This is a genomic window from Massilia sp. 01N410 (assembly GCF_056399665.1).
In genome coordinates this window covers 1-26,310 of the sequence record NZ_JBFTRV010000027.1, presented here as the reverse complement: position 1 = coordinate 26,310, position 26,310 = coordinate 1, and the positions used below count along the sequence as shown (strand labels likewise).

24 protein-coding genes and 1 pseudogene are annotated in these 26,310 nt (G+C 65.1%); 12 read left to right on the top strand and 13 right to left on the bottom strand.

All coding sequences use genetic code 11. The features are described from left to right. The first annotated feature begins 37 nt into the window (after positions 1-37). From AC1DOP_RS25025 to AC1DOP_RS25010, 4 genes are read left to right on the top strand one after another with little or no spacing between them, the layout of a single operon-like run. Positions 38-592: a cob(I)yrinic acid a,c-diamide adenosyltransferase gene (locus tag AC1DOP_RS25025; RefSeq protein ID WP_442124207.1), complete on the top strand. Its 555-nt coding sequence runs from the start codon at positions 38-40 to the stop codon at positions 590-592. 13 nt (positions 593-605) lie between these two features. After that, positions 606-1,760, top strand: a complete 1,155-nt coding sequence (locus tag AC1DOP_RS25020; protein WP_477253956.1) for a rhomboid family intramembrane serine protease — start codon at positions 606-608, stop codon at positions 1,758-1,760. Continuing rightward, positions 1,757-2,128: a hypothetical protein gene (locus tag AC1DOP_RS25015; protein WP_477253954.1), complete on the top strand. Its 372-nt coding sequence runs from the start codon at positions 1,757-1,759 to the stop codon at positions 2,126-2,128. Before AC1DOP_RS25020 ends, AC1DOP_RS25015 begins: the two co-directional genes overlap by 4 nt. 12 nt (positions 2,129-2,140) lie before the next feature. After that, positions 2,141-2,452, top strand: coding sequence for a 2OG-Fe(II) oxygenase (locus tag AC1DOP_RS25010; protein WP_477254007.1), 312 nt, complete (start codon positions 2,141-2,143; stop codon positions 2,450-2,452). An 88-nt stretch (positions 2,453-2,540) separates the two neighbouring features. Here the strand turns inward: AC1DOP_RS25010 and AC1DOP_RS25005 are convergent, their stop codons facing one another. Genes AC1DOP_RS25005 through AC1DOP_RS24990 form a run of 4 tightly spaced genes read right to left on the bottom strand, consistent with a single transcriptional unit; the run spans position 2,541 to position 6,548 of the window. Continuing rightward, positions 2,541-3,488: an MYG1 family protein gene (locus AC1DOP_RS25005; protein ID WP_442124203.1), complete on the bottom strand. Its 948-nt coding sequence runs from the start codon at positions 3,486-3,488 to the stop codon at positions 2,541-2,543. Between the two features lie 13 nt (positions 3,489-3,501). Beyond that, positions 3,502-5,373: a 1-deoxy-D-xylulose-5-phosphate synthase gene (gene dxs, locus AC1DOP_RS25000; protein WP_477253951.1), complete on the bottom strand. Its 1,872-nt coding sequence runs from the start codon at positions 5,371-5,373 to the stop codon at positions 3,502-3,504. Further along, positions 5,374-6,282, bottom strand: a complete 909-nt coding sequence (locus AC1DOP_RS24995) for a polyprenyl synthetase family protein (protein WP_477253949.1) — start codon at positions 6,280-6,282, stop codon at positions 5,374-5,376. Then, positions 6,279-6,548 carry an exodeoxyribonuclease VII small subunit gene (locus tag AC1DOP_RS24990; protein ID WP_442124200.1) on the bottom strand — a complete coding sequence of 90 codons (270 nt, stop codon included), beginning with the start codon at positions 6,546-6,548 and terminating at the stop codon, positions 6,279-6,281. The genes AC1DOP_RS24995 and AC1DOP_RS24990 overlap by 4 nt, the downstream gene beginning before the upstream one ends. 401 nt (positions 6,549-6,949) lie before the next feature. On the opposite strand from AC1DOP_RS24990, the gene AC1DOP_RS24985 reads away from it, so the two are divergent. From AC1DOP_RS24985 to AC1DOP_RS24975, 3 genes are read left to right on the top strand one after another with little or no spacing between them, the layout of a single operon-like run. Next, positions 6,950-8,065 (top strand): aromatic ring-hydroxylating oxygenase subunit alpha, encoded by a 1,116-nt coding sequence (locus tag AC1DOP_RS24985; RefSeq protein ID WP_442124199.1) that lies wholly within the window; start codon positions 6,950-6,952, stop codon positions 8,063-8,065. Next, on the top strand, positions 8,065-8,982 hold the full coding sequence (locus AC1DOP_RS24980; protein WP_442124198.1) for a DMT family transporter: 918 nt from the start codon (positions 8,065-8,067) through the stop codon (positions 8,980-8,982). Before AC1DOP_RS24985 ends, AC1DOP_RS24980 begins: the two co-directional genes overlap by 1 nt. An 11-nt stretch (positions 8,983-8,993) precedes the next feature. Further along, the gene (locus tag AC1DOP_RS24975; RefSeq protein ID WP_477253946.1) at positions 8,994-9,857 is read left to right on the top strand and encodes a sulfurtransferase; all 864 of its coding nucleotides are present in this window, start codon (positions 8,994-8,996) and stop codon (positions 9,855-9,857) included. 102 nt (positions 9,858-9,959) lie between these two features. On the opposite strand, the gene AC1DOP_RS24970 is transcribed toward AC1DOP_RS24975, so the two are convergent. The 4 genes from AC1DOP_RS24970 to polA all read right to left on the bottom strand — a co-directional run bounded on the left by AC1DOP_RS24970 (position 9,960) and on the right by polA (position 14,709). Beyond that, positions 9,960-10,091 carry a hypothetical protein gene (locus AC1DOP_RS24970; RefSeq protein WP_442124196.1) on the bottom strand — a complete coding sequence of 44 codons (132 nt, stop codon included), beginning with the start codon at positions 10,089-10,091 and terminating at the stop codon, positions 9,960-9,962. Positions 10,092-10,187: 96 nt separating this feature from the next. Further along, positions 10,188-10,937: a ZIP family metal transporter gene (locus AC1DOP_RS24965; protein ID WP_442124252.1), complete on the bottom strand. Its 750-nt coding sequence runs from the start codon at positions 10,935-10,937 to the stop codon at positions 10,188-10,190. 107 nt (positions 10,938-11,044) lie between these two features. Continuing rightward, positions 11,045-11,857 carry a dienelactone hydrolase family protein gene (locus tag AC1DOP_RS24960; RefSeq protein WP_442124195.1) on the bottom strand — a complete coding sequence of 271 codons (813 nt, stop codon included), beginning with the start codon at positions 11,855-11,857 and terminating at the stop codon, positions 11,045-11,047. 89 nt (positions 11,858-11,946) lie between these two features. Continuing rightward, positions 11,947-14,709 carry a DNA polymerase I gene (polA, locus tag AC1DOP_RS24955; RefSeq protein ID WP_477253944.1) on the bottom strand — a complete coding sequence of 921 codons (2,763 nt, stop codon included), beginning with the start codon at positions 14,707-14,709 and terminating at the stop codon, positions 11,947-11,949. A 153-nt stretch (positions 14,710-14,862) separates the two neighbouring features. Here polA and AC1DOP_RS24950 point away from each other — a divergent pair, with 153 nt between their 5' ends. The 3 genes from AC1DOP_RS24950 to AC1DOP_RS24940 are packed head-to-tail and all read left to right on the top strand — an operon-like array spanning position 14,863 to position 17,129. After that, a complete protein-coding gene (locus AC1DOP_RS24950; protein ID WP_442124193.1) occupies positions 14,863-15,348 on the top strand; it encodes a hypothetical protein in 486 nt (161 codons plus the stop codon). 51 nt (positions 15,349-15,399) lie between these two features. Beyond that, positions 15,400-16,359, top strand: coding sequence for a homoserine kinase (locus AC1DOP_RS24945; protein WP_477253941.1), 960 nt, complete (start codon positions 15,400-15,402; stop codon positions 16,357-16,359). Next, positions 16,356-17,129: a BPSS1780 family membrane protein gene (locus AC1DOP_RS24940; RefSeq protein WP_442124191.1), complete on the top strand. Its 774-nt coding sequence runs from the start codon at positions 16,356-16,358 to the stop codon at positions 17,127-17,129. Before AC1DOP_RS24945 ends, AC1DOP_RS24940 begins: the two co-directional genes overlap by 4 nt. A gap of 38 nt (positions 17,130-17,167) precedes the next feature. Here the strand turns inward: AC1DOP_RS24940 and AC1DOP_RS24935 are convergent, their stop codons facing one another. Next, positions 17,168-19,498 (bottom strand): UvrD-helicase domain-containing protein, encoded by a 2,331-nt coding sequence (locus AC1DOP_RS24935; RefSeq protein ID WP_442124190.1) that lies wholly within the window; start codon positions 19,496-19,498, stop codon positions 17,168-17,170. A gap of 205 nt (positions 19,499-19,703) precedes the next feature. Between AC1DOP_RS24935 and AC1DOP_RS24930 the strand changes: the two genes are divergently transcribed. Further along, positions 19,704-20,246: an SRPBCC family protein gene (locus AC1DOP_RS24930; protein ID WP_442124189.1), complete on the top strand. Its 543-nt coding sequence runs from the start codon at positions 19,704-19,706 to the stop codon at positions 20,244-20,246. A gap of 126 nt (positions 20,247-20,372) precedes the next feature. Beyond that, complete coding sequence (locus AC1DOP_RS24925) at positions 20,373-20,843, top strand: hemerythrin domain-containing protein (protein WP_442124188.1); 471 nt, start codon at positions 20,373-20,375, stop codon at positions 20,841-20,843. 206 nt (positions 20,844-21,049) lie between these two features. On the opposite strand, the gene AC1DOP_RS24920 is transcribed toward AC1DOP_RS24925, so the two are convergent. From AC1DOP_RS24920 to AC1DOP_RS24905, 4 genes and pseudogenes are all read right to left on the bottom strand, one after another. After that, on the bottom strand, positions 21,050-23,149 hold the full coding sequence (locus AC1DOP_RS24920) for a M13 family metallopeptidase (protein WP_477253938.1): 2,100 nt from the start codon (positions 23,147-23,149) through the stop codon (positions 21,050-21,052). Positions 23,150-23,289: 140 nt separating this feature from the next. Further along, positions 23,290-23,781: a porin family protein gene (locus AC1DOP_RS24915; protein WP_477253936.1), complete on the bottom strand. Its 492-nt coding sequence runs from the start codon at positions 23,779-23,781 to the stop codon at positions 23,290-23,292. 223 nt (positions 23,782-24,004) lie between these two features. Beyond that, on the bottom strand, positions 24,005-25,795 hold the full coding sequence (locus AC1DOP_RS24910; protein WP_442124968.1) for a M56 family metallopeptidase: 1,791 nt from the start codon (positions 25,793-25,795) through the stop codon (positions 24,005-24,007). A gap of 269 nt (positions 25,796-26,064) precedes the next feature. After that, positions 26,065-26,310 (bottom strand): annotated as a pseudogene (locus AC1DOP_RS24905) (S-(hydroxymethyl)glutathione dehydrogenase); the annotation flags it as partial.

Below are 26,310 nucleotides of genomic sequence, written 5' to 3'. Positions count from 1 at the left end.
TGCTCGCGCTATCTTTTTTTATAGGCAGGGCATAAGCATGGGCAATCGACTTTCGAAAATCGCGACCCGCACCGGCGACGACGGCAGCACCGGACTCGGCGACGGCAGCCGCACCGGCAAGGACAGCGCGCGCATCGCCGCGCTGGGCGACGTCGACGAACTGAATTCCTTCGTCGGCCTGCTGCTGTGCGAGGACATGCCGGCCGAGCTCAGGGAAGAGCTGATCTCGATCCAGCACGACCTGTTCGACCTCGGCGGCGAGCTGTGCATCCCGGGCTACCAGATGATCAAGGACGAGCACGTAGCGCGCCTGGACGGTCTGCTCGAGAAATACAATGCCGACCTGCCGATCCTGAAGGAGTTCATCCTGCCGGCCGGCTCGCGCGCGGCATCGACGGCCCACGTGTGCCGCACCGTATGCCGGCGCGCCGAGCGCAGCATCGTCGCGCTGTCGAAGACGGACACGATCAACGCCCAGCCGCGTCAATACGTGAACCGCCTGTCCGACCTGATGTTCGTGCTGGCGCGCGTGCTGAACCGCCACGGCGGCGGCAGCGACGTGCTGTGGCAGCACGAGCGCAAGCGCGGCTGACGGGGCGCCGCAGATGCAGGACAGCGGCAAGGCCGACGGCGTTTTCGAGGTCCGGTTCTACCGGGGCGGCGCGAACTGGCCCTCGAATCCCTTCCGGCTGCAGGGACGCGGCCAGCTGGCGATCGAGCCCGACTTCGTCTACGTGCGCGGCAGCAGCCACCGCTCGTTCCGCTTTCCGAAGAAGGAGGAGGAGCGCCTGCGCAAGGTCGACATCGTCAACGTGCGCACCGCGGGCGAGGACGTGATCTTCGACGTGGTCGGCGTCCAGGGCATGCAGGAAGTCGGCTTTTCCGCCGCCGGCCGCGATGCCGCGAAGGCCATCGCCGCGGCCCTCCCCTCGCGCTGCACGCCCGAGTTCGAGGTGGCGCATGCCGAGCGCGAGGTCTTCCATGACCGCATCGACTACTGGAGCCCGTCGACGCCGGTGATCTGGATCCTGCTGGCGGCCAACATCGGCATCTTCTTCCTGATGTGGCTGGAGCGTAAGGGCTTCGGCATGCCCTGGTTCAGGCCCCTGCCGGGCTGGGACTCGCTGGCCGCGGTGCAGGCCCACCTGCAGCTGTGGCAGCAGGGCATCCACAAGCTGATCGCGGCGCGCCAGTGGTGGCCGGATGCGCCCCCTGCCCTGCTCGCCGAGCAGCTCGTCAAATGGGGGTCGAACCTGCCGCGCAAGACCCTGGGCGAAGGCCAGTGGTGGCGCCTGCTGAGCTCCGCCTTCCTGCACGGCAGCCTGCTGCACCTGGGGATGAACATGCTGGTGCTGTGGCAGGCCGGCCAGCTGGTCGAGCGCATCTTCGGCAGCCTGCGCTTCGCCGGCCTGTATCTGCTGGCCGGCATCGGCGGCGGCCTTGGCAGCATGCTGTGGGGCCTGGTCTCCCAGCACCCCGTCAACAGCGTGGGCGCCTCGGGCGCGATCTTCGGCATCATCGGCGGCCTGTTCGCCTTCATCGGCCGCGAGCACAGCGGCGTGCCGCCGACCGTGGTGCGCGACCTGCGCGGCTCGGTCGGGCCCTTCCTGCTGTTTAATATCGGCGCCGGCTTCCTGTATCCGCACACCGACAACGCGGCCCACATCGGCGGCCTGGTGGCCGGCTGGCTGGCCGGCCACCTGCTGGCCCGCTCGCTGCACGTGCCGGCCCAGCATGCGGCCTCCCACGGAACGCCATGACAGACGATTTCATCGGCATCCACGACGGCGCCCTGAGCAGCGAGCAATGCGCCCATATCCTGCAGCGCTTCGAGGCCAGCGACAAGGTCGTGCGCGGCCGCACCGGCAACGGCGTGGACGTGGCCAGGAAGGACAGCTGGGACCTCACCCTCACCCAGTACCCGGAGTGGCATGACGTCGCCGGCCTGATGGCATCGAGCCTGCGGCGCCACCTGGCGCAGTACGTGGACCGCTACCGCGCGCTGGTGCTGGGCGCGCTGTCGCCGATGGTCGCGCATCCGGAAACCGGGCAGCCGGTCGCCCTCTCGCTCGACAACTTCGACGAATGCGGCCGCCCCCACCTGGACGCGCTGGTGCAGGCGATGTAACGCTGCGGCCCGATCAACCTGCAGAAGTACCTGCGCGCCAGTGGCGGCTACCACCACTGGCATTCCGAGATCTATCCGCAAAACGCCAGCTGCGAGACCCTGCACCGGGTGCTGCTGTTCCAGTTCTACCTGAACGACGTGGCCGAGGGTGGCGAAACCGAATTCCTGTACCAGGGCCGCAAGGTGGAAGCGCGGCAGGGCCGCCTGATCATTGCGCCGGCAGGCTTCACGCATACGCACAAGGGGCATGTGCCGCATGGCGGCGACAAGTATGTGGCGACGTCGTGGATTCTTTATCGGCGGGCGGAGGAGTTGTTCAAGTGACGTCGTTCCCGCGCAGGCGGGAACCCAAGTTTTTCGAACCGCAACGAACCTGGATCCCCGCCTTCGCGGGGACGACGTTCTTGAGTTGCTAGTCTTGCCCCGCTTCCTTCAACGCCTGCAACGCCATCGCATGAATACCGTCATACGACTTGGCAGCAGCAATGAAGCGGCCGTTGTGGCAGAAGCCGGCATCCGGCACGCCGGTGACAAGCGCCAGGTCGGCGTCGCGCAGGCCGGCCCAGGATGCCGGCAGGTCGGCGCGGGCTTCGAAGGTGTCGGCGGTGGCCGGTACCGTGTGCAGCATGTAGCGCTGCTCGCCGATGTTATGGCTGATGACGAACAGGACCTTCGGCATTTCCTTGCGCACCACCGAGCTCCAGGGCAGCGCGCTGTTCTTCAGGTAGAGCAGCCGGCCGCCTTCCAGCACCTCGGCCTTGCGCACCTGCTCCAGCGCGAGCAAGGCGCCGACGCGGTACTTGACGGCGTTCGCCATCACGTCGACGAGGAAATCCATCGCGCGGCGGAACTGGCTCAGGCGGTAGGCGTCGGCGCGCTCGCCGTAGCCCAGCCTTTCCTCGTCCAGCCAGCTCAGGTTGTAGCCGGAGATTACCGCCGACAGGCCGTAGCCGCCCGGCGCATTTTTCGCCGCGCCGACGTCCGACAGGTCCAGGTACTGCACGATGTCGGCGTCGATGGCGTAGGCGATGTGCTGGGCGGTTTCGTCGCTGAGCTGCTGGCCGGTGTGCTTCGCCGCCAGCGCGGCCACGCAACGGGCGCCGTATTCGCGCCACACCAGGCCGGCGCTCGCATACGGCACGCCGGTCTGGCGGGCGCCGCTGAAGCCCTTCTGGTGGTGGTCGAAGCGCCCCAGGGCCGGGTCCCAGATGCCGCCGACGTCGATCACGACGTCGCCGCTCTCGATGATGACCGGGTCGCGCGTGCGCACCAGTTCGGCCTCGGGATACAGCACGTAGATGACGGCAACCGCCCAGGCGTCATCCGCATGGAATTTGCCGCCGTGGGTGACGATCAGCATGATCGGTCTCTGCTCAGTTGTTGTTCACGACCAGGCGCGGCTCGCCGATCCCGAAACGTTCGCGGATCGATTTGCCGATGCCGTGCGCGTCCAGGCCGACGGAAGCCAGCAGCACGCCCGGGTCGCCCTGGTCGATGAACTTGTCCGGCAGGCCCAGGATCAGCAGCGGCTTGACGATGGCCTCGAGCGCCAATGCTTCGGCGACGGCCGAGCCGGCGCCGCCCATGGTGCAGCCCTCTTCCACCGTCACCAGGTAGTCGTGGTCCTTGGCCAGGCGCTTGACCAGCTCGACGTCGAGCGGCTTCACGAAGCGCATGTCGGCGACGGTTGCGTTCAGGCCCTCGGCCGCTTTCAGGCTCGGGGCCACCATCGAGCCGAAGGCCAGGATGGCGACGCCCTTGCCCTCGCGCTTCACGGTGCCCTTGCCGAGCTCGAGGGAGGTCAGCTCCTGCTGGATGGCGGCGCCGACGCCGGCGCCGCGCGGATAGCGCACTGCCGCCGGGCCCGGGTAGTGATAGGCCGTGGTCAGCATCTGGCGGCACTCGTTCTCGTCCGACGGCGCCATGACGACCATGTTCGGGATGCAGCGCAGATAGGCCAGGTCGTAGTTGCCGGCGTGGGTCGCACCGTCGGCGCCGACCAGGCCGGCGCGGTCGAGGGCGAAGGTCACGTCCAGGTTCTGCAGCGCCACGTCGTGGATCAGCTGGTCGTAGCCGCGCTGCAGGAAGGTCGAGTAGATCGCCAGCACCGGCTTGACGCCTTCGGTCGCCATGCCGGCGGCGAAGGTGACCGAGTGCTGTTCGGCGATGCCGACGTCGAAGTAGCGGTCCGGATACTGCTGGTGGAAGCGCACCATGCCCGAGCCTTCGCGCATCGCCGGCGTGATGCCGACCAGGCGTTTGTCGGCGGCGGCCATGTCGCACAGCCAGTTGCCGAACACTTCGGTGTAGGTGATCTTGGACGGCGCGGTGGCGGGCTTGATGCCCTCGCTCGGATTGAACTTGCCGGTACCGTGGTACAGGATAGGCTCGGCCTCGGCCAGCTTGTAGCCCTGGCCCTTCTTCGTCACCACGTGCAGGAATTGCGGGCCTTTCAGCCTGCGGATGTTTTCCAGGGTCGGGATCAGCGAGTCGAGGTCGTGGCCGTCGATCGGGCCGATGTAGTTGAAGCCGAATTCCTCGAACATCGTGGCCGGGACCACCATGCCTTTCGCGTGTTCCTCGAGCTTCTTGGCCAGTTCCAGCATCGGCGCCGGCAGCACGCTTTTTCCCACGTTCTTGGCGGCGGCGTAGAACTGGCCCGACATCAGGCGCGCCAGGTAGCGGTTCAGCGCGCCCACCGGCGGCGAGATCGACATGTCGTTGTCGTTCAGGACCACCAGCAGGTCGACGTCGTCCTCGACACCGGCATTGTTCAGGGCCTCGAAGGCCATGCCGGCCGTCATCGAGCCGTCGCCGATCACGGCGATCGCCTTGCGCTTCTCGCCCTTGATCTTGGCCGCCTGCGCCATGCCCAGCGCCGCCGAGATCGAGGTCGACGAGTGGGCGGTGCCGAAGGTGTCGTACTCGCTCTCGTCGCGCTTCGGGAAGCCGGACAGGCCGTTATGCTGGCGCAGCGTCGGCATGCGGTCGCGGCGGCCGGTCAGGACCTTGTGCGAATAGGTCTGGTGGCCGACGTCCCAGACGATGCGGTCTTCCGGCGTGTTGAACACGTAGTGCAGCGCGATCGTCAGCTCGACGGTGCCGAGGTTGGACGAGAGGTGGCCGCCGGTCTTGGACACCGAATCGAGCAGGAACTGGCGCAGTTCGGTGGCCAGCGGGGTCAGCTGGGTGCGCGGGAGCTTGCGCAGGTCCGCCGGGTCGTTGATGGTATCTAGCAGTTTCATTTAGGCCTTCCGCTGCACGATCAGGTCTGCCAGTTCGCGCAGCCGCAGTGCTTGTTCTCCGAACGGCGCCAGCGCTTCGTGCGCCTGCTGCCGCAGTTGTTCGGCCAGCGCCTTGGACGGCCCCAGCCCCAGAATCGTTACGTAAGTCGGTTTGTTCGCCGCCGCGTCCTTGCCCGCGGTCTTGCCGAGGGTGGCCGAGTCTTCGGTCGCGTCCAGCACGTCGTCCACCACCTGGAAGGCCAGGCCGATCGCGCGCGAGTATTCCTTCAATGCGTCCAGCTCCCGCGCATCGAGCTCGCGGCCGGCCAGGGCGCCCAGCAGCACCGAGACGCGCAGCATGGCGCCGGTCTTCAGCTGGTGCATGCGCTCCAGCTCTTCCAGCGTCAGGGCCAGGCCCACGCTGTCCAGGTCGATCGCCTGGCCGCCGCACATGCCGGCGGATCCGGCCGCCTCGGCCAGCAGGCGCAGCATCGTGACCAGGCGCGCCGGGGCGACCTCCTCGCTGCCGGCGAGTACTTCGAAGGCCTGGGCCTGCAGCGCGTCGCCGACCAGCAGCGCGGTCGCTTCGTCATAGGCCACGTGCACGGTCGGCTTGCCGCGGCGGAGCGCGTCGTCGTCCATGCAGGGCATGTCGTCGTGCACCAGCGAGTAGGCGTGAATCATCTCGACCGCGCAGGCGGCGCGTGCGACGGCATCTTCGCTAGCGCCGAACAGCTCACCGGCGGCATGCGCCAGCAGCGGGCGCACGCGCTTGCCGCCGCCCAGCACCGTGTAGCGCATCGCTTCGTGCAGCTTGGCCGGAATCCGGGCGGTCGCGGGCAGGAAGCGCTCGAGCGCGGCCTCGGTGCGGGTCTGCACGCCTTCCATCCAGGCGCGGAAATCGGGCTGGGCGCTCACGGTCGGGCTCATTCGGCGTCCTCGCCGTCGGCGCTGAAGGGTTTCAGCATTTCGCCTTCGAGCACCTTGACCTGCGACTCCACCTTTTCCAGCTGGGCCGCACAGTAACGCACGAGCTCGGAACCGCGGGCATAGGCAGCGACCGAGGCTTCCAAGGGCAATTGTCCGCCTTCCATCTGCGTGACGAGCTGGGCCAGTTCGGCCATCGCCTGTTCGAAAGACTCGGGAGGAACGGCGGCCGGCGCTCCAGCGCTCTCCGCGCTTGTTTTATTTGGCATAATGACTTTAATCGGTTCGGGGCTCGACTTGCCTGGCGGCAGTGCAATGGCAATGCGCGAGGCGCAACAGTCTAATCGCTTATTGTAAACAATCCTACCCCTGCGTGACGGCGCGACAGTTGCCGTTCTCTTGCAAGCAAAGACACATTTTATCGCAAAGCGCCCACCGATTCATGAAAACGATGCATTTCCGGCAATTTTTGAGCATCCACGCACCACAAGCTCGCGCGGGACCGAGACCGGATGAGCCTTTACAGGCTATAATCTCCGGTTCTGTCTCCGAAATACCGTATTCCGTTCTTTAAGGCGCAGGAAAAGCCGCAAGTTTTTCAACGCCCCAAAAAATACTGGTTCTCGGATTCTTTCTCTTCTTTGGCTGATATCTGTAAAGGGGGGTTGGGATGTCCGATCTGGCTACCCACGCCAAGCTGGCGCGCTCGTGCGCGCAGCTTCCGGTAAATGTCTACTTCGACGAAGCGCTGTTGCAGCGCGAAATGCATCACCTGTTCCAGAAGGGCCCCCGCTACGTCGGGCATGAATTGATGGTTCCCGAGAAGGGCGATTTCGCGACCCTGAAGTCGGAGAACGAGGGCCGCATGCTGGTGCGCAATGCGCAGGGCATCGAACTGCTTTCCAACGTCTGCCGTCATCGCCAGGCGCTGATGTTCAATGGCCGCGGCAATGCCAAGAATATTGTCTGCCCCCTGCACCGCTGGACTTATGACCTGAAGGGTGAACTGATCGGCGCGCCGCACTTTGCCGACACGCCCTGCCTGAACCTGTCGAAGACGCCGCTGCAGAACTGGAACGGCCTGCTGTTCGAACAGAACGGCTACAACGTGATGGACAAGCTCAAGCAGCTGTCGGTGACCAGGGACCTCGATTTCTCGGGCTATATGTTCGACCACGTCGAGGTGCACGAGTGCGACTACAACTGGAAGACCTTCATCGAGGTCTACCTGGAGGACTACCACGTCGAGCCCTTCCACCCGGGCCTGGGCAACTTCGTCAGCTGCGACGACCTGCGCTGGGAATTCGGCACCGACTACAGCGTCCAGACCGTGGGCGTGCACCGCGGCCTGCAGAAGTCCGGCTCGCCGGCCTATAAGGCATGGCAGGAACAGGTCCTGAAGTTCAACAACGGGCAGGCGCCGAAGTACGGCGCAATCTGGCTGACCCTGTATCCGAACATCATGGTCGAGTGGTATCCGAACGTGCTGGTGGTGTCGACCCTGTGGCCGATGGGCCCGCAGAAGACCCGCAACGTGGTCGAGTTCTACTATCCGGAAGAGTTCGTGCTGTTCGAACGCGGTTTCGTCGACGCCGAGCGCGCTGCCTATATGGAAACCTGCGTCGAGGACGACGAGATCGCCCTGCGCATGGATGCCGGCCGCAAGATCCTGCTGGACCGCGGCGTCAGCGAAGTCGGCCCCTACCAGTCGCCGATGGAAGACGGCATGCAGCACTTCCACGAGTGGTATCGCAGTAAATTGGAAAACGTCCCACCAGGAATTTAATGCCAGCTCTCTGGATGTTGTTCGCCAGCTTCGCGTTCGCCGCCATGGGCGCGGGCGTGAAGCTGGCCTCCCCCCTCTACTCCACCTCCGAAATCGTGATGTACCGTGGCCTGGTCGGCACCGTCATCCTGTTCCTCACGATCCATCTGCAGGGCGGCACCTTCCGCACCCTCTTCCCCCGTCAGCATCTGACGCGCAGCCTGGTCGGCGTGATCTCGCTGTGGATGTGGTTCTTCGCGATCGGCAAGCTGCCGCTCGCCACCGCCGTCACCCTCAACTACATGGCGCCGATCTGGCTCGCCACCTGGATGTTCTTCATCGGCTGGTGGCATGCGAAGGGCGAGACCGAATGGCCGCTGGTGATGGCCATCGTGATGAGCTTCGTCGGCGTGACCCTGGTGCTGCGGCCGGCGGTCGAGACCAACCAGTGGCTGGGCGGTGCGATCGGCCTGGCGTCCTCGATCGTCTCGGCGATGGCCTATATGCAGGTGCGTAACCTGGGCCAGATGGGCGAACCCGAATACCGAGTCGTGTTCTATTTTTCGTTGACCACGTGCCTAGCCGGCTTCTTCGGCACGCTGCTCGAGAACGGCCCGGCCACGCCCTTCCACACGCATACCTGGCATAGCGGCCTGCTGCTGGTGGCGATCGGGGTGCCGGCCTTGCTGGCGCAGATGGCGATGACGCGCGCCTACCGCCTCGGCAAGGTGCTGGTGGTGGCCAACCTGCAGTACACCGGCATCATCTTCTCCAGCCTGTGGGGGATGCTGCTGTGGGGCGACGTGTTCGACTGGCACGTGTGGCTGGGGATGGGTGTGATCCTGGTCTCCGGCATCGCCGCGACGTTCTACAATACGAAGCGCACGGCGCGAGGCGCCGTCGTCAAGGATACCGATCCCATCGCCAGCGAACTTTAAGGAGACCGCCCGTGTACACGACCCTGATCGAACCCGCCGCCCTGGCCGCCCACGTCAACGACGCCGACTGGGTGATCGTCGATTGCCGCCACGACCTGGTGAACCTGGCGGCCGGACGCGACGCCTATGCGGCCGGCCACCTGCCGAACGCGCTGTTCGCCGACATGGAACACGAGCTGTCCGGCGCCAGGCGGGATGCAAGCGGCGCCTTCCGCGGCCGCCATCCGCTGCCGAAAAAGGATGACTTCATCGAACTGCTGCGCAGCTGGGGCGTGAACGACAACACCCAGGTCGTGGCCTACGATGCCCACGGCGGCATGTACGCGGCGCGCCTGTGGTGGATGCTGCGCTGGATCGGCCACGAAGCCGTGGCCGTGCTGGACGGCGGCCTGCCGGCCTGGCAATCGGCCGGCCAGCCGGTCATTACCGATGCGCCGTCGGCGCCTGCCCGCGGCACCATCGCCGCGCGCGAGCCGCTGGTGACGACGGTGGACGTGAACACGGTGCTGCACAATGTGGAACATGGCGGCCGCCAGGTCGTCGACGCACGCGCACCGGACCGCTTCCGCGGCGAGAACGAGACCATCGACCCGGTCGGCGGTCACATCCCCGGCGCGAAGAACCGCTTCTTCAAGGATAACCTGCAGGCGGACGGCCGCTTCAAGGCACCGGAACAGCTGAAGACGGAACTGGACGTGGCGGTAGGCGATCCGAACAACGCCATCATGCAGTGCGGCTCCGGCGTCACGGCCTGCCACAACCTGCTGGCGCTGGAAGTGGCCGGCATGCCGGGCGCGGCGTTGTACCCGGGATCGTGGAGCGAGTGGAGCGCAGATGCTGCGCGCCCGGTTGCTACCGGCGCTCAGGGAGCCTGATAGGAGATCCGACGCGGCGCGGCCAGTGTCCACCGGCGCCAGATAATCGTAGGGTGGGCACGCCGTGCCCACCGCCGTGCTCACGCTAAGCGCTGGTGGTTTTTAGTGACCGAAATCGTAGGGCGCCGGCAGGAAGTCCGCCAGCGTAAACACGACGACCGACAGCACCAGGATGCCGAGTACATAGCCGAACCGCGACGGCTTCTCGCGCAGCGCCACAACCAGTTGATTCACCAGCCTTGCCATTGCTTCCCCCACGTAGGTAAGCACTCAGCATAGGCCGCATCGAATCGCGATGTCAATATCAGGGCGCAAGAAAGCCCTGAAACCTCAGTGTCCGTGCGTCAGAAGCAGCACGATGACCACACCCAGGCCGATCAGCAGCACCTGCGGGATCGATTCGCGCACGGTGGCGCGGCGCTGCATCTGCGGCATCAGGTCGCTCACGGCGATGTAGATGAAGCCCGACGAGGCGAACACCAGCACATAGGGAATCAGGCCGCTGGCCCGGTCCAGGGTGTAGTAGCCGAGCACGCCGCCGACCACCGCCAGCAGGCTGCACAGCAGGTTGAACACATAGGCGCGCAGGCGCGAAAAGCCGGCGTTCAGCAGCACGATGAAGTCGCCGATCTCCTGCGGGATCTCGTGGGCGATGATGGCCACCCCGGTCAGGATGCCCAGCTTGGGATCGGCCAGGAAGGCCGCCGCGATCAGGATCCCGTCCGTGAAGTTGTGCATGCCGTCGCCGATCAGGATCATCCAGCCGGCCTTGCCGGCCTGGTGGGCGTCGTGACCGTGGGCGTGGTGATGGCCGTCGCCCTCGTGATGATGCGAATGGCGCAGCAGCGCCACCTTCTCCAGCATGAAGAAGGCCAGCAGGCCGCCCAGCAGGGTCGCGAACAGCGCGCGCGGGTCGACGTGGGACTCGAAGGCTTCCGGCAGCGCGTGCAGCAGCGAGGTCGCGAGCATGATGCCGACCGACAGGCTGACCATGCGCTCGACGACTTTCGCGAGCAGGGCGAACGAGAAAACCGCGGCAGCCGTGATACTGACGACGCCGGCCACGCCGGTGGCCAGCAGGATGGAAATGAGAACGGGATCGATCGTGAAGCCTCTTGTTGTTCTTGGTGCGCCGCCGACGGGCGCAAGCCGGGCATTGTACCGTGCCCGGCCGCTGCCTGCCGGGATCAGGCCACGCCGTGCTTGCGGAACCAGGCCAGCGCGCGCGCCCAGCCGTCCTTCGCGTCCTTCTCGTTATAGCTCGGACGGTAGTCGGCATGGAAGGCGTGACCCGCATCCGGATACACCACGAACTCCGAGCCGCTCGCGCCCTCGGCCAGCGCCGCCTTCATCTTGTCGACGCTGTCGAGGGAGATGCCGGTATCCCTGGCGGCGTACAGGGCCAGTACCGGCACGGTCAAGGCAGGCGCGATGTCGACCGGGTGCTGCGGCGTGTTGGCGGTGGCGTCGCCCGTCAGGCGGCCGTACCAGGCCACGCCGGCCTTGATCTTCGGGTTATGGGCCGAATACATCCAGGTGGCCCGTCCGCCCCAGCAGAAGCCGGTGATGCCAAGCCTGTCGATGTCGCCGCCGTTCTCCGCGGCCCAGGCCACGCAGGCGTCGAGGTCGGCCATCACCTGCGCGTCCGGCGTTTTGTGGATGATGTTCTTCATCAGGGTGGGGATGTCGGCAATGGCCGACGGATCGCCCTGGCGCACGAAGAGTTCCGGCGCCAGCGCCAGGTAACCCAGCTTGGCGAAGCGGCGCGCGACGTCGGCGATGTGCTCGTGCACGCCGAAGATTTCGGAGATCACCAGGATCACCGGCAGATTCGATTTGCCCTCGGGCTGGGCGCGGTAGACCGGCACGGCCTGGCCATTCACGGTCAGCTCGACGGTGCCGGCGCTCAGGCCGGCGGTGTCGGTCTGGATCAGCGACTGGGCCGCAAGCGGTTGCGTGGCGGCGGCGAAGCGGTCGGCGTTCTTTACGAGGTCGTTCATGTGCATCCTCTGGTCGGGTAACAAAGGATGGCTATCTTAACGTAGGGTGGGCGCGGCCGGCGTGGGCACGGAGTGCTCACCCTACGTGCTTAATGCGCGGTTTCCCAGTTCGGGCCGACGCCGGTTTCGGCCACCAGCGGCACCTTCAGGGTCGCGACGCCTGCCATCAGCTCCGGCAGCTTCTGCTTGACCAGTTCCAGCTCGCCCTCCGGCACCTCCAGCACCAGTTCGTCGTGCACCTGCATGATCATGCGGGTGCCGAGTTGTTCTTTCTCGAGCCAGTCCTGCACCGCGATCATGGCCAGCTTGATCAGGTCCGCCGCCGTGCCCTGCATCGGCGCATTGATCGCCGCGCGTTCGGCGCCGGCGCGGCGCGGGCCATTCGGCGAATTGATCTCCGGGAGCCACAGGCGGCGGCCGAACACGGTCTCGACATAGCCCTTGGCCTTGGCCGACAGGCGGGTCTCGTCCATGTACTGCTTGACGCCGGCAAAGCGCTGGAAGTAGCGCTCGATGTAGTTGCTGGCGGCGCCGCGCTCGATGCCCAGGTTCTGCGCCAGACCGAATGCGCTCATGCCGTAGATCAGGCCGAAGTTGATGACCTTGGCATAGCGGCGCTGCTCGCTCTCGACGTCTTCCGGCGCCAGGTTGAAGATCTCGGCGGCGGTGGCGCGGTGGATGTCTTCGCCCGCGGCGAAGGCACGCAGCATCGCCTCGTCGCCGGAGATGTGGGCCATGATGCGCAGCTCGATCTGCGAATAGTCGGCCGACACCAGCACGCAGCCGGGCGATGCGACGAAGGCTTCGCGGATGCGGCGTCCCTCGGCGGTGCGCACCGGGATGTTCTGCAGGTTCGGATCGTTCGAGGCCAGGCGGCCCGTGATCGCCACCGCCTGCGCGTAGTTGGTGTGCACGCGGCCGGTGTTCGGGTTGACCATCTTCGGCAGCTTGTCGGTATAGGTCGACTTCAGCTTGGACAGGCCGCGGTGCTCGAGCAGGATCTTCGGCAGCGGATAGTCCTCGGCCAGCTTCTGCAGCACCTCTTCGTCGGTGGACGGGGCGCCGGTGGCGGTCTTCTTGATCACCGGGAGCTGCAGCTTGCCGAAGAAGATCTCGCCGATCTGCTTGGGCGAACCGAGGTTGAAGGGGCCGCCGGCCAGTTCATAGGCCTGCTGCTCGAGTTGCGAGATGCGTGCTGCCAGTTCGCCGGACTGTTTGGCCAGCAGCTCGGCGTCGATCAGCACGCCATTGCGCTCGATCTTCTGCAGCACCACGGAGGTCGGCAGCTCGATCTTGCGGTAGATGTAGTTCAGGCCTTCGTCGCTTTCGACGTGGCCGATCATGGTCTGGTGCAGGCGCAGCGTGATGTCCGAGTCTTCGGCCGCATACTCCGTGGCGCGGCCCAGCTCGACCTGGTCGAAGCAGATCTGGTTCACCCCTTTGCCGCACACGTCGACGAACGGAATCGTGGTGTAGCCGAGATGGCGCATCGCCATGGTGTCCATGTCGTGCGGCTTGTGCGACTCGAACACATAGGACTGCAGCAGGGTGTCATGGACGATGCCGCGGATCTTGACGCCGTGGTTCTCGAAGATGTGGGCGTCGTACTTCAGGTTCTGGCCGAGCTTGGGCTTGTCCGGGTTTTCCAGCCAGGGCTTCATGCGCGCCAGGACTTCCTCGCGGTTCAGCTGCTCGGGCACGCCGGCGTAGCGGTGCGCCAGCGGGATGTAGGCGCCCTTGCCCGCTTCCACCGACAGCGAGATGCCGACCATCTCGGCCATCATCGGGTCGAGCGAGGTGGTCTCGGTATCGACCGAGGTCAGCTCGGCCTTGTCGATCAGTTCCAGCCAGCGCTCCAGCTGCTCTTGCGTGGTGACGGTCTCGTACTCGCCCTTGATGACCGGCATGCCGGGCAAGGTCGCGCTTGCGCCTTCCGGCGAATTCAGCGGCGCCGAAGGAGAAGACCCGGGCGAGACGAACCTTCCAGGATTGCCGTTGCCGAGTTCCTTCAGCATGGTCTTGAAACCGTAGCGCTGGAAGAAGTCGCGCAGCGCGTCCTTGTCTTCCGGGCGGCCGACCAGGGTTTCCTCGATCGACACCAGGTGCTTGGCCAGGTCGCAGTCGGTCTTCACGGTGATCAGTTCGCGGCCCTTCGGCAGCCATTCCAGCGCCGCCTGCAGGTTCGCGCCCACCGCGCCGCCGATGGTGTGCGCGTTCTCGATCACGCCGTCCAGGGAGCCATGCAGGGTCAGCCACTTCACGGCCGTCTTCGGGCCGCACTTGTTCACGCCGGGGACGTTGTCGACGGTGTCGCCGATCAGGGTCAGGTAGTCGATGATGCGGTTCGGCGGCACGCCGAACTTGGCCAGCACCCCGGCTTCGTCGAGCTTCTCGTTGCTCATCGTATTGATCAGCATGACCTTGTCGTTGACCAGCTGGGCCAGGTCCTTGTCGCCGGTCGAGACCACGGTGTTCATGCCGCGCGCGGTGGCCTGGGCGGCCAGGGTGCCGATCACGTCGTCGGCCTCGACGCCTTCGACCATCAGGATCGGCCAGCCCATGTGGCGCACCACTTCGTGGATCGGCTCGATCTGTTTGCTCAGGTCTTCCGGCATCGAGGCGCGGGTGGCCTTGTACTCGGGGTAGAGGTCGTCGCGGAAGGTCTTGCCCTTGGCGTCGAACACGCAGGCGATGTAGGCGGCCGGGAAGTCGGCGCGCAGGCGGCGCAGCATATTGACCATGCCGTGCATCGCGCCGGTCGGGTGACCGTCGGGGCTGCGCAGGTCGGGCAGCGCGTGGAATGCGCGGTACAGGTAGCTGGAGCCGTCAACGAGAAGCAGGGTATTGTCCATGGAGGGTCGGAATGAGCAAATGTGCGCCATTATCGCAGAATCGGATTCCCATCCATATGGGGCCGGTTCGCTCTTTTCACATGCTTTTCACATGCATTTCACTGGTGGGCTGCGCTGTTTGTTACAATGAACCAAACGTCAAAGGTGACCACCATGCCACGCATTTCCTCCCGCCTGCCCCTTCTCGCACCTTGCCTGGGCCTGCTGCTGGCCGCGCAGGCCGGATCGGCACTGGCCCAGCAATCGTCCCAGCCGACGCCGCCGCAGTCGACGCAGAACCAGGCGCCGCCCAAGCTCGAGCGTGTCGAACCAGGCAGCGATGTGCCGGCGACCAATATCCCCTCGCGCGAGCGCACCCAGATCAAGGAAAGGCGCGACGGCGGCCAGGTCACCGAAGTCGAGGTGACCAGCAGCGGCAGCCACTATTACATGAAGCCGAACAACCCGCCGGGCAATGCGGTGCCGGGCAGCGCGAGCGGCAATTCGATCCGCGCGCCGCAATGGAAGGTGGGAGAATTCGACCTGTCGGGCAAGCGCAAGGCCCCCGCCGAAAACGGGAGCAATGCGCCGACCACCGCCGACGCACCGCCGCCGCCTCCGCTGCCGGCCAACGCGACCGCCGGACCCGAGAAGAAATGACGACCGGCCGCCTTTGTGCGGCTGCCACAGCTACCCAATAATTCGTGAACGATGGCAGTTTTCACCTCGGTCACACTGGACGACCTGAGCCAGTGGATCAAGCAGTTTCCTCTCGGTAAAGCCCTGGCGCTGAAAGGCATCGCCAGCGGCATCGAAAACAGTAACTTCTTCCTGACGACCGAGCGCGGCGAATTCGTCCTGACGATTTTCGAGAACCTCGACTTCGAGCAGCTGCCCTTCTACGTGCAGTTGATGCGCCACCTGTCGGAGCGCGGCATTCCGGTGCCGGCGCCGGTGCCGAACGACCAGGGAGAACTGGTGGTGGCGCTGCACGGCAAGCCGGCCGTCGTCGTCAGCAAGCTCGACGGCAGCTCGCAGATGGACCCGCAGCCCGTGCATTGCGCCGAAGTCGGCACCATGCTGGCGAAGATGCACCTGGCCGGCCGGGACTTCCCGCTGCGCCAGCCGAACCTGCGCGGCCTGGACTGGTGGATCGAGACCGTGCCCAAGGTCCTGCCCTTCCTCGACGCCGATGAAGCCGTCCTGCTGGAATCGGAACTGGCCTTCCAGCGCGGGTTCGCCGCCGGCCCCGTCTACGCCGGGCTGGCCCAGGGTCCGGTCCACGCCGACCTGTTCCGCAACAACGTGATGTTCGTCGGCGAGCGCCTGAGCGGCTGCTTCGACTTCTATTTTGCCGGCTGGGACAGTTGGCTGTTCGACATCGCCGTCACCGTCAACGACTGGTGCATCGACCTCGACACCGGCCGCCTCGACCAGGACCGCGTGCTGGCGCTGACCCGCGCCTACCACGCCGCCCGCCCCTTCACCGAGGCCGAAGCCCAGGCCTGGCAGCCCATGCTGCGCGCCGCGGCCCTGCGTTTCTGGCTGTCGCGCCTGTACGACCTGCACCGTCCGCGCGAAGCCGAGATGCTGACGCCGCACGATCCCACCCACTTCGAACGCGTGCTGCGCGAGCGCATTGCCGTTCCCGCCCCGGGTCTCACAGCATGAGCACACTGCCCGCACGTACCGGCTGGGATTGGCTGAAACGGGGCATGGGCCTGTTCCGCAAGCAGCCGGCCGCCCTCACCACCCTGCTGTTTGCCAGCATCCTGCTGGCGATCGGCATCAGCGCCGTGCCCATCATCGGCCCGATCATCGTGGTGGTGCTGATTCCCTCGTTCTCGATGGCCTTCATGCAGGCCTGCCTGATGATCGACAACGGCGACCGCGTGACCCCGGCCGTGCTGCTGACGGGCTTCCGCAAGCCGGTGCTGGGCGGCCTGTGCAAGGTGGGTGTGATCTATCTCGGCGTCTTCCTGGTGCTGACCCTGATCGCGCTGATGATCACGCCGGAATCGCTGCGCCAGCTGCCGGGCAACATCAAGCTGGACCCGAAGGACAAGCTGCCCTTCTCGCTCGGCGACGTCGCCGCCGTGTTCGGCCTGCTGATCCTGGAGACGGTGTCGCTGCTGACCCTGTGCTTCGCCGCCCCGCTCACCTACTGGAAGCAGATGGGACCGGGCAAGGCCACCTTCTACAGCTTCTTCGCCGTGATGCGCTCGGCGCGCGTGTTCGGCGTGCTGCTGCTGTCCTGGTTCGGCATCTTCACCCTCATCACCTTCGTGGTGGTGAACCTGTTCAGCGCGATCGCGCTGGCCCAGGTGGTGCTGATGTGGCTGATGTTCCTGTTTATCCTGTTCCTGCAGTGCGCGATCTACGCCGGCTACCGCGACATTTTCGGCAAGCCGGCCGCTGGCAAAGAGACGCAGCCGGCGTAATGCGTGGGCTCGGGGGAGCCCACCCTGCGGTCAAACGATCACCGCGCAAGCTTCTCCAGCTTGGCCACCGACAGGTCGAGCATCTTCATCCCCGCCCCGCCGAAGTTGATCAGGGCGCGCGGGCTGCCCGCCCCGCCCTCGATGTTGACGATCACGCCCTCGCCGAAGCGCGCGTGCGACACGGCTTCGCCGATGCGCCAGCCGATGCCCCCGTCGTTACTCTTGCTGCTTGAAGACTTCTGCTTGATCTGCAGGGCGATCTGGTTGTCGCTGCCGCCCTCGCGGAAGCTGGCGTCGTCCCAGGCGGTGGTCGACTTGCGGCCGGCGAACCAGTTGGTCTGCACCCGCGGCGACAGCCACTTCAGCGATTCTTCCGGCAGCTCGTCGAAGAAGCGCGACTTCATGTTGAAGCGGGTCTGGCCGTGCAGCATGCGCTGCTGGGTAAAGCTCATGTACAAACGCTTGCGCGCGCGCGTGATCGCCACGTACATCAGGCGGCGTTCCTCGTCCACGCCGTCCAGCTCGCGCGAGCTGCTCTCGTGCGGGAACAGGCCTTCTTCCAGGCCGGTGATGAACACGGCGTCGAATTCCAGGCCCTTGGCCGAGTGCACCGTCATCAATTGCATCGCATCCTGGCCGGCCTGGGCCTGGGCGTCGCCCGCTTCCAGCGAGGCGTGGGCCAGGAAGGCCGACAGCGGCGACATCACGGTGGCCAGCGGCGCATCGGCATCCAGCACCTCGACGCCGTCGGCGTTGACGATGGCCGCGCCGCTGCTGGCCAGCGCCTGCGGACCCAGGTGGGCCGGGGCGTTCACGCCGAAGCCCTCTTCCTGCACGAAGTGGGTGGCGGCGCTGACCATCTGCTCCAGGTTTTCGATGCGCTCCGCGCCTTCCTTTTCCTTCTCGTAGTAGGCCAGCAGCGTGCTGCGCTCCAGCACCACCTTCACCATTTCCGGCAGCGGCAGCTGCTGGGTCTCGAAGCGCGCGCTCTCGATCAGCTTGACGAAGTTGCCCAGCGCAGTGCCGGCCTTGCCGGTCATGTAGGGCACCGCCGCATACAGCGACACGCCATAGCTCTCGGCCGCCATTTGCAGCTGCTCGAGCGAGCGCGCGCCGATGCCGCGGGTGGGGAAATTCACCACCCGCAGGAAGGCCGAATCGTTGTGCGGATTGTCCATCAGCTGCAGGTAGGCGATCGCGTGCTTGACCTCGGCGCGCTGGAAGTAGCGCAGGCCGCCGTACACGGTATAGGGCAGGCCGGCCGCGAACAGCGCGTGCTCGATCACGCGGCTCTGCGCGTTCGAGCGGTACAGGATCGCGATCTCGCTCCTCGGCATGCCCTCGGCCATCAGGCTCTTGGCTTCGTCGATGATCCACTGCGCCTCTTCGAGGTCGCTCGATGCCTCGTAGATGCGCACCGGCTCGCCCTGCCCCGCGTCGGTGCGCAGGTTCTTGCCCAGGCGCCGCGTATTATTCGCGATCAGGAAGTTGGCGGTGTCGAGGATGTGGCCGTGCGAGCGGTAGTTCTGCTCCAGCTTGATCAGGTTCTTGACCTCGAACTCGCGCTCGAAGGCCTGCATATTGCCGACGTTGGCGCCGCGGAAGGCGTAGATGCTCTGGTCGTCGTCGCCGACCGCGAAGATCGCGCCGCCGGCCGCCTCGCCGTGGCCGGCCAGCAGTTTCAGCAGGTTGTACTGCAGGTCGTTCGTATCCTGGAACTCGTCGACCAGGATGTGGCGGAAGCGCATCTGGTAATGCTGGCGCAGCGGATGATTACGCTGCAGCAGTTCGTAGGCGCGCAGCAGCAGCTCGGCAAAATCGACCACGCCCTCGCGCTGGCACTGCTGGTCGTAGGCGTCGTAGAGCTCGACCATGCGCTTTTGCACGTGGTCGTAGGCCTCGACCTGGCTGGCGCGCAAGCCATTGTCCTTGGCGTTGTTGATGAAATACATCAGGTCCTTGGCCGGGTACTTCTCGTCATCGACATTCAGGGCCTTCAGCATGCGCTTGATCATCGACAGCTGGTCTTGCGAATCCAGGATCTGGAAGCTCTGCGGCAGCGCGGCGTCGCGGTGATGGGTGCGCAGCAGGCGGTTGCACAGGCCGTGGAAGGTACCGATCCACATGCCGCGCGTGTTCACCGGCAGCATCGCCGACAGGCGGCTCAGCATTTCCTTCGCCGCCTTGTTGGTGAAGGTTACCGCCATCAGGCCGGCCGGCGACACCTGGCCAGTCTGGATCAGCCAGGCGATCCGGGTGGTCAGCACGCGGGTCTTGCCCGAGCCGGCGCCGGCCAGGATCAGGGCGCTCTGGGACGGCAGCGTGACCGCGGCGAGCTGTTCGGGATTCAGATTGTCGAGGAGATTCATGCGGGCATTATAAACGTCGGGATGGGCCGCAGGCGTATATTGGGCACAAATTTACTGGTTATATATACAGTATCGCAACAGTTTCCACAAGGCTCGCTAGCGCCGCCCAAACGGGACTTATCGTAAGTTACGGGCAGATGTGTTCACTAGCCGGCCTGATCCGGCTGTTATTTATCGAAGCTCTACTCGTAACAAGGAGGCAACAATGCTGAATCGAGTCGTTACTGTGGCCGCGCTGGCGGTCGGCGGCATGATGCTGTCGAAAAAAATGAAAAATCGTGGTTCGAACATGGGTTCCTCGATCGTCGAGACAATCGAAGTCAACGTGCCGGTGAGCACTGCTTACAATCAGTGGACCCAGTTCGAGGACTTCCCGCAATTCATGAGCAGCGTGCACGAGATCCGCCAGCTGGACGACAAGCACCTGCACTGGAAGGCCAATGTGGCCGGCGAAGAAAAGGAATGGGATGCCGAGATCACCGAGCAGATCCCGGACAAGCGCATCGCCTGGCGCAGCGTCACCGGTGTGCCGAACGGCGGCGTGGTCACCTTCCACAAGATCTCGGATGACGTGACCCGCATCGCCCTGCAGATGGATTACCAGCCGGAAGGCCCGCTGGAAACACTGGGCGACGCCTTCGGCGCCGTGCGCATGGAAGCTCGCGGCAACCTGCAGAAGTTCAAGGAAATGCTGGAATCGCGCGGCAAGGAAACCGGCGCCTGGCGCGGCAAGATCGCGCAGCATTGATCGGGCTCCGGCCCATCCGAGCGCCGCCTGCGGGCGGCGTTTTTTTTCCGGATTGCCGGCCCTAAACGGATCGTGCCCTCGCGAAGACCGGGAGTAGGATGGCACTCCTTTTCAGGAGACCCCATCATGGACAATGTTGACCCGATCCAGGCTTTGACGCGCGACCACGACATGGTGCGCAAGCTGGCCGACACCTATCTCAACAGCAGCGACATGGACGTGAAGAAGCAGTCGGCCATCCAGTTGCTGCAAGCCATCCACACCCATTCGCGGCTGGAAGAATCGATCTTCTATCCGAACGTGCGCTGCCTCGACGACAACCTCGTACGCCACTTCGAACAGGACCACCTGAAGGTCGACGACCTGCTGGCCACCTTGCAGGGCATGCAGCCGGACGAACCGCGCACCGAAGCGCTGATGCGCGAGATGCTCAACGCGGTGCTCAGCCACATCGACGAGGAAGAGCAGCAGCTGTTCCCGCGGCTGCAGCGGTCGAATGTCGATATGTCGGACATTGGTTTGCAGATGCAGTCGTTCGAGGCGAATCTGATTCACATGCAGGCGCAGGCCAGCGATCAGGGGACGCGGCGGCGTTGAGGCCACGCATACCTGAACGTCGCCCCCGCGCACTTGATCGTCGCCCCCACGCACTTGATCGTCGCCCCCACGCACTTGATCGTCGCCCCCGCGCAGGCGGGGGTCCAAGTTTGCCTGAGCTGACGTAACGCACGCAGGACTTGGGTCCCCGCCTTCGCGGGGACGACGTGGTTAATGCGCGGGGACGACGTTGTTTTAGTGCACGGTCACCACACCCTGCACCGCTTCTCCTTCACCATCGGCTGCCCCGGCTTGCAGTGGAAAGCCTCCTGGAACTGCGGCATGTTCACCACCAGGCCGTTCACGCGGAAGCGGCCCGGCGAGTGCGGGTCGGTCAGGGCTTTTACGCGCAGGTTTTCCGGGCGGTCGTTTTCGCAGGCCCATTGGGCGTTACCGACGAAGAAGCGCTGTTCCGGGCTCAAGCCGTCGCGCAGGGGCTGGGCCTGTTGCGGCATGCTGGCCATCTCCTCCTTCCACGCCATCCAGCCCAGGATCAGGCCGCCCAGGTCGGCGATGTCCTCGCCCAGGGTCAGCTTGCTGTTGATCTTGATGTCGTCCACCACCGTGTACTGCGCGTACTGGTCGACGATGCACTGGGCGCGCTCTTCGTATTCCTTGGCGTCCTTCTTCGTCCACCAGTCCTTCAGGTTGCCCTTGGCGTCGAACTGGCGGCCTTCGTCGTCGAAGGCGTGGGTCAGCTCGTGGCCGATGGTGCCGCCGGTGTTGCCGTAGTTCGGCGCATCGTCCATCTTCGGGTCGAACAGCGGCGGCTGCAGCACGCCGGCCGGGAAGTTGATGTCGTTCATCTGCGGATCGAAATAGGCGTTCACCGTCGGCGGGGTCATCGACCATTCGCCGCGGTCGAGCGGCTTGCCGATCTTGGCCAGCTGGCGCCGCGATTCGAACATATTGCCGCGCTCGACGTTGCCGGCGAAGTCGCCCGGCTTCACCTCATAGCTGCCGTAGTCGCGCCACTTGTCCGGATAGCCGATCTTGTTGACGATCGCGGCCAGCTTTTCCTGGGCGCGCTTCTTGGTTTCGGGGCTCATCCAGTCGAGCGATTCGATGTCCTTCTTCATCGCCTCTTCGACCTGGCGGGTCATGTGCAGGGACTTGGCCTTCAGCTCGGGCGAGAAGGCGCGGCTGACGAATTCCTGGCCCAGCGCTTCGCCGAGCTGGCGGTCGACCAGGCCCACGCAGCGTTTCCAGCGCGGCGGCTGTTGCTGGACGCCGCGCAGGGTCTTGCTGAAGAAGTCGAAGTGTTCCTGGTCGAAGCGGGACGCCAGCGCCGGCGACAGATTGCGCGCCACGTGCCACTGCAGATAGGTGCGGGTGGCGTCGATGTCGCTGCTCTTCCACATCTTCGCCAGCGCCTTGAAGAAGGCCGGTTCGGTGACGTTGAAGGTGTTCTGCTTGCCCTGCCCGATCTCGCCCAGGTAGGTGTGCCAGTCGAAGCCCGGGGTCAGGGCCTGCAGCCCCCTGGCGTCGAGCTTGTGGAACAGCTTGTAGGGGTCGCGCTTGTCGACGCGCGACAGCGAGGCCCTGGCGAGTTCGGTCTCCATCGCCATCACGCGCTCGGCCTTGCGCTGCGCCAGCTCCGGCGCGTCGCCCAGCAGCTTGAAGGTGTTGGCGATATGGAGGATGTACTTGGCGCGCACCTCCTTCGACTTGTCGTCGGTCTTGAGGTAGGAATCGCGGTCAGGCAGGCCCAGGCCGCCGGCGCTGGCGAAGGCGATCACGCGGGTCGAATCGCCGAAGTCCTGGCTCGATCCGAAACCGAAGTAGAGGCCCTGGTCGGCCAGCGCCAGGTGCAGGCGCGCCAGCACGCGCGGCAAGTCCTTGTTGGAACGCAGCGCCGCGATCTGGTCGAAATAGGGTTTCAGCGGTTCGGCGCCGCGCGCCTCGATGGTGCGCTCGTCCATGCAGGCGCCGAAGTAGTCGCCGATCTTCTGCTGGTTGGCGTTGCGGCCGTCCTGGCGCTTCGACAGGTCTTCGAGGATGCCCCACAGGAAGCGCTGGTTGTCCTGGGCCAGCTTGCCGTAGACCGACCAGCGCGCCTGGTCGGCGGGGATCGGATTGTTCTTCATCCAGCCGCCGCAGGCGTACTGGTAGAAGTCGACGCAGGGATCGGCGCTGCGATCCATCGAATTCACGTCCAGCCCGGGCGTGTACGGGAATTCCTTGGCCGGACGTTCGGCCGTCGTCGGTGCGGCGGTGGCGGGTGCGGTTGCCGGCGTATTCTGGGCATGTGCCAGCGCAGCGGCGCCGGCAAGGGATAAAACGACAGCTAAACGTGCTGGGCGCATGGCATGGACTTTAAAAAATATAAACGTCCGTATGCTGCCATACCGCTCCCGAAAAATAAATGGCACACGTTCCGAAAATCGAAACATGTGCCACTTGTTTTAATAAGCGGACGATGAATTACCGCTTATTCCCCTCTCAATTAAAACTTGAAGACGACGCCGACGCCGTAATTGGTCGAATCGCTGGACGGCTTCTGCACTTCGAAACGGCCCGAAATGGTCGGGGTGAAGCTGTAGCTCAGGCCGGCACCGTACATGACGCCGCTGGTGTCGTCGCCATAGGACCGGCCGCCGTAGCTGGCTTCACCGCGCAGTTGGTTGTAGCCCAGGCGGCCATAGACCTCGACCTGGTTGCCCAGCGGGTAGGAACCGACCACCGACACGTGGGTCTGCTTGGCTTTGACGTTGACGCCCAGCACATCCCAGCTGCCCAGCTGGCGATAGCCCAGCTCGATGGCAAAATTCTGGTTGAAGCCATAGCCGAGGAAGCCGCCGACGCTGGCCTTGTTGTCGCTGAGGCCATCGAGCTTGGTCGAGCCAAGGTCCAGGCCGCCATAATAAGCGGTCGGTGCAGCGAAAGCGGAAGATGCCGCGAAGGCCATTGCCGCAGCGGCAGCGATTTTCTTGAACATGTTAATTCCTATCTCTTGGTGATTATTATTGAATAGCACCGGAAAACATTTTTCCAGTTACTGAAAAGAAATTATACATGTCGTCTTTTGCGTCGCACAATACGGTGTAATTACTGCATTAAAATCCTTCTATATGCACATTTAATCGAATACATATACATATAAATAAGACCGGAAATGAAATCCATCTCCGGTCCTTTTTATATGCATGCAAGGATCGGATTCAACCCTGCCCCGGCGCCTGCTGCGCCAGTCCCCTGGCCATCGCATCGCGGATCAGGCTGCGCATGGTCTTGTCGGCGGCCTTGCTCTCCTGGTCCATCTGCTTGCCGAGCGCATCCATCTTCTTGCCCAGCGCGTCCATCGGCTTGCCGGCCTCGTTCATGCGCTTGCCGGCGGCGTCCATGCTGGCCTGGGCGCGGCGCTGCCCTTCGCTCTCATGCGCGGCGCGCATCTGCTCGCCCAGTGCGTTCATCTGCCGGCCGAGCGTGTTCATCCTGTCGTTCAGGCGGTCGCGCTCGCTGTCGCTGCCGGCCTTGCCGATCTGCTGGCCGAGGCTGGACATCTGCCGCCCCAGCTCGTTCATCTTGCGCTCCAGCTCGCGCACCCGCCCCTCGTCGGGCTGCATGCCGGCGGCGGCCTGCTCCATCTCCTTGCCGATGGCTTCCATGGCCTTGCCGTGCTTGTCCATTTCCTTGCCGTAGGCGTCCATCTGCTCGCCCAGCCGGTTGACCGGTTCCCAGGCCGCGTGCGCCCTGGCCAGCGTGTCGCGGTCCTGCACGATCCAGGTCTTGCCGCCGTCGCGGAACCACAGGAATTCGCCCTGGATGCTGCGCTTGAGCTGCTTGATCGACGGCCAGTCGGCGCTGTTGCCGGTCATATTGAAACCGTTGTCGCCCTCGCCCACCAGCGCATACGGCGCGTCGCGGCTATCCTGCTGCGTCACGTGCACACTCGATTTTTGCTGGACCGGCGCGGCCGCCGGCGTGGTGCCGGCATGGGCGTGGATGGCGGCCGTCAGGGCCAGGCCGAGGGCCGGCAGTGCCAGCTTCCAGTTGAAGGGTTCGGCATGCGGGCGAACCAGGCGTTTGATGCGAGACATGAGCGTTCCTCTTATTCCAAATGCCCCAGGGGCGAGTTGCGGGGTGGAGAGCTGGAACAGGTCCAGCTCGGATAATGCAAGCGCGAGACGCCGCGGTTCGCCCAGCGCGCTTGCGGCCAAATCGTCGGCGATCAGTTCCCGCTCGATCCGGATGCGGTGCGACAGCCACCACACGGCCGGGTGATAGAACAGCAGGATCTCGATCGCACTCTGTACCAGGTTGACCAGGTAGTCGTGGCGCCGCACATGGGCCAGCTCGTGCGCCAGCAGGGCCTCGAGCAGCTGCGGCGCCATGCCGGTGGCCAGCGAGGCCGGGACCAGCACCAGCGGGACTAGAGCCCCTGCCGTCACCGGACTGGCGAGGTCGTCCACCAGTCCGAGGATGACCTTGCGGACTATCCCCAGCCGCGGCGCCAGGCGGTCCAGCACGGCCTGCCACTCCGCGTCCAGCCGGTAGGCGCCGGGACGGCTGCGCCGGCGCACCCAGGCCAGGCCCAGCAGCAGGCGCACGGCCATCAACGCGGCCCCGGCCGACCAGCACAGGATCACCAGCGGCAGGCGCGGCTGCAGCGCCTCGCGCCAGTCCGCCAGTCGCCACCCGGCCGGCAGGTCGGCGCCATGGAGAGGACCGGCCGCCGCCTGCCCGGCGCCGGACGGCAGCGTTTGCAGCAGCGCGGACGGCAGCACAAGAATGCTGTCTGCGCCCTGCCCCGCCACGCGCGCCAGCATGCCGGCCAGCGGCAGCGCCGCGCACAGCAGCAGCGCGCTGCAGGCGACCAGGTAGCGCCACTGCGGACGCGCCCTGCTCAGCAGGCCCAGCAGCACGGCGGCGGCGCAGCCGACCAGCGCGCCCTGCCAGACGAAGTCCAGCAATGCCCAGGCCAGGCCGGACATCCAGGCCGCGGCGTTCATCGCGTTTCCTTCCAGTGATGCAGGCTCATGCGGGTTCCTTTCGACGGATTCAGAATAGGTCAGCTAGAAAAATTTGTCTAGAACTTTTTTTCTAGTTTTGGGCGCGTGATTGATGAGGGCAGGATAGGATCAGGTGGGAAGGAGAGCCAGCGTTCTGCGACAGGCTGCAGAATTGGCGGAGCAGGCGGAAAAAAGAAGGCCGGCTTGGTGCCGGCCTGACTTGCCCCCCGCCTTCGCGGGGGTGACGGTTCATACTGCGCGTGCCAGTGTCAGTACACCACCACCGAACGAATCGACTCGCCCTTCTTCATCAGCTCGAAGCCTTCGTTGATCTGGTCGAGGCGCAGGTGGTGGGTGATCAGGTCGTCGATGTTGATCTTGTTTTCCATGTACCAGTCGACGATGCGGGGCACGTCGGTGCGGCCGCGGGCGCCGCCGAAGGCCGAGCCTTTCCAGACGCGGCCGGTGACCAGCTGGAACGGACGGGTCGAAATCTCCTTGCCCGCTTCGGCCAC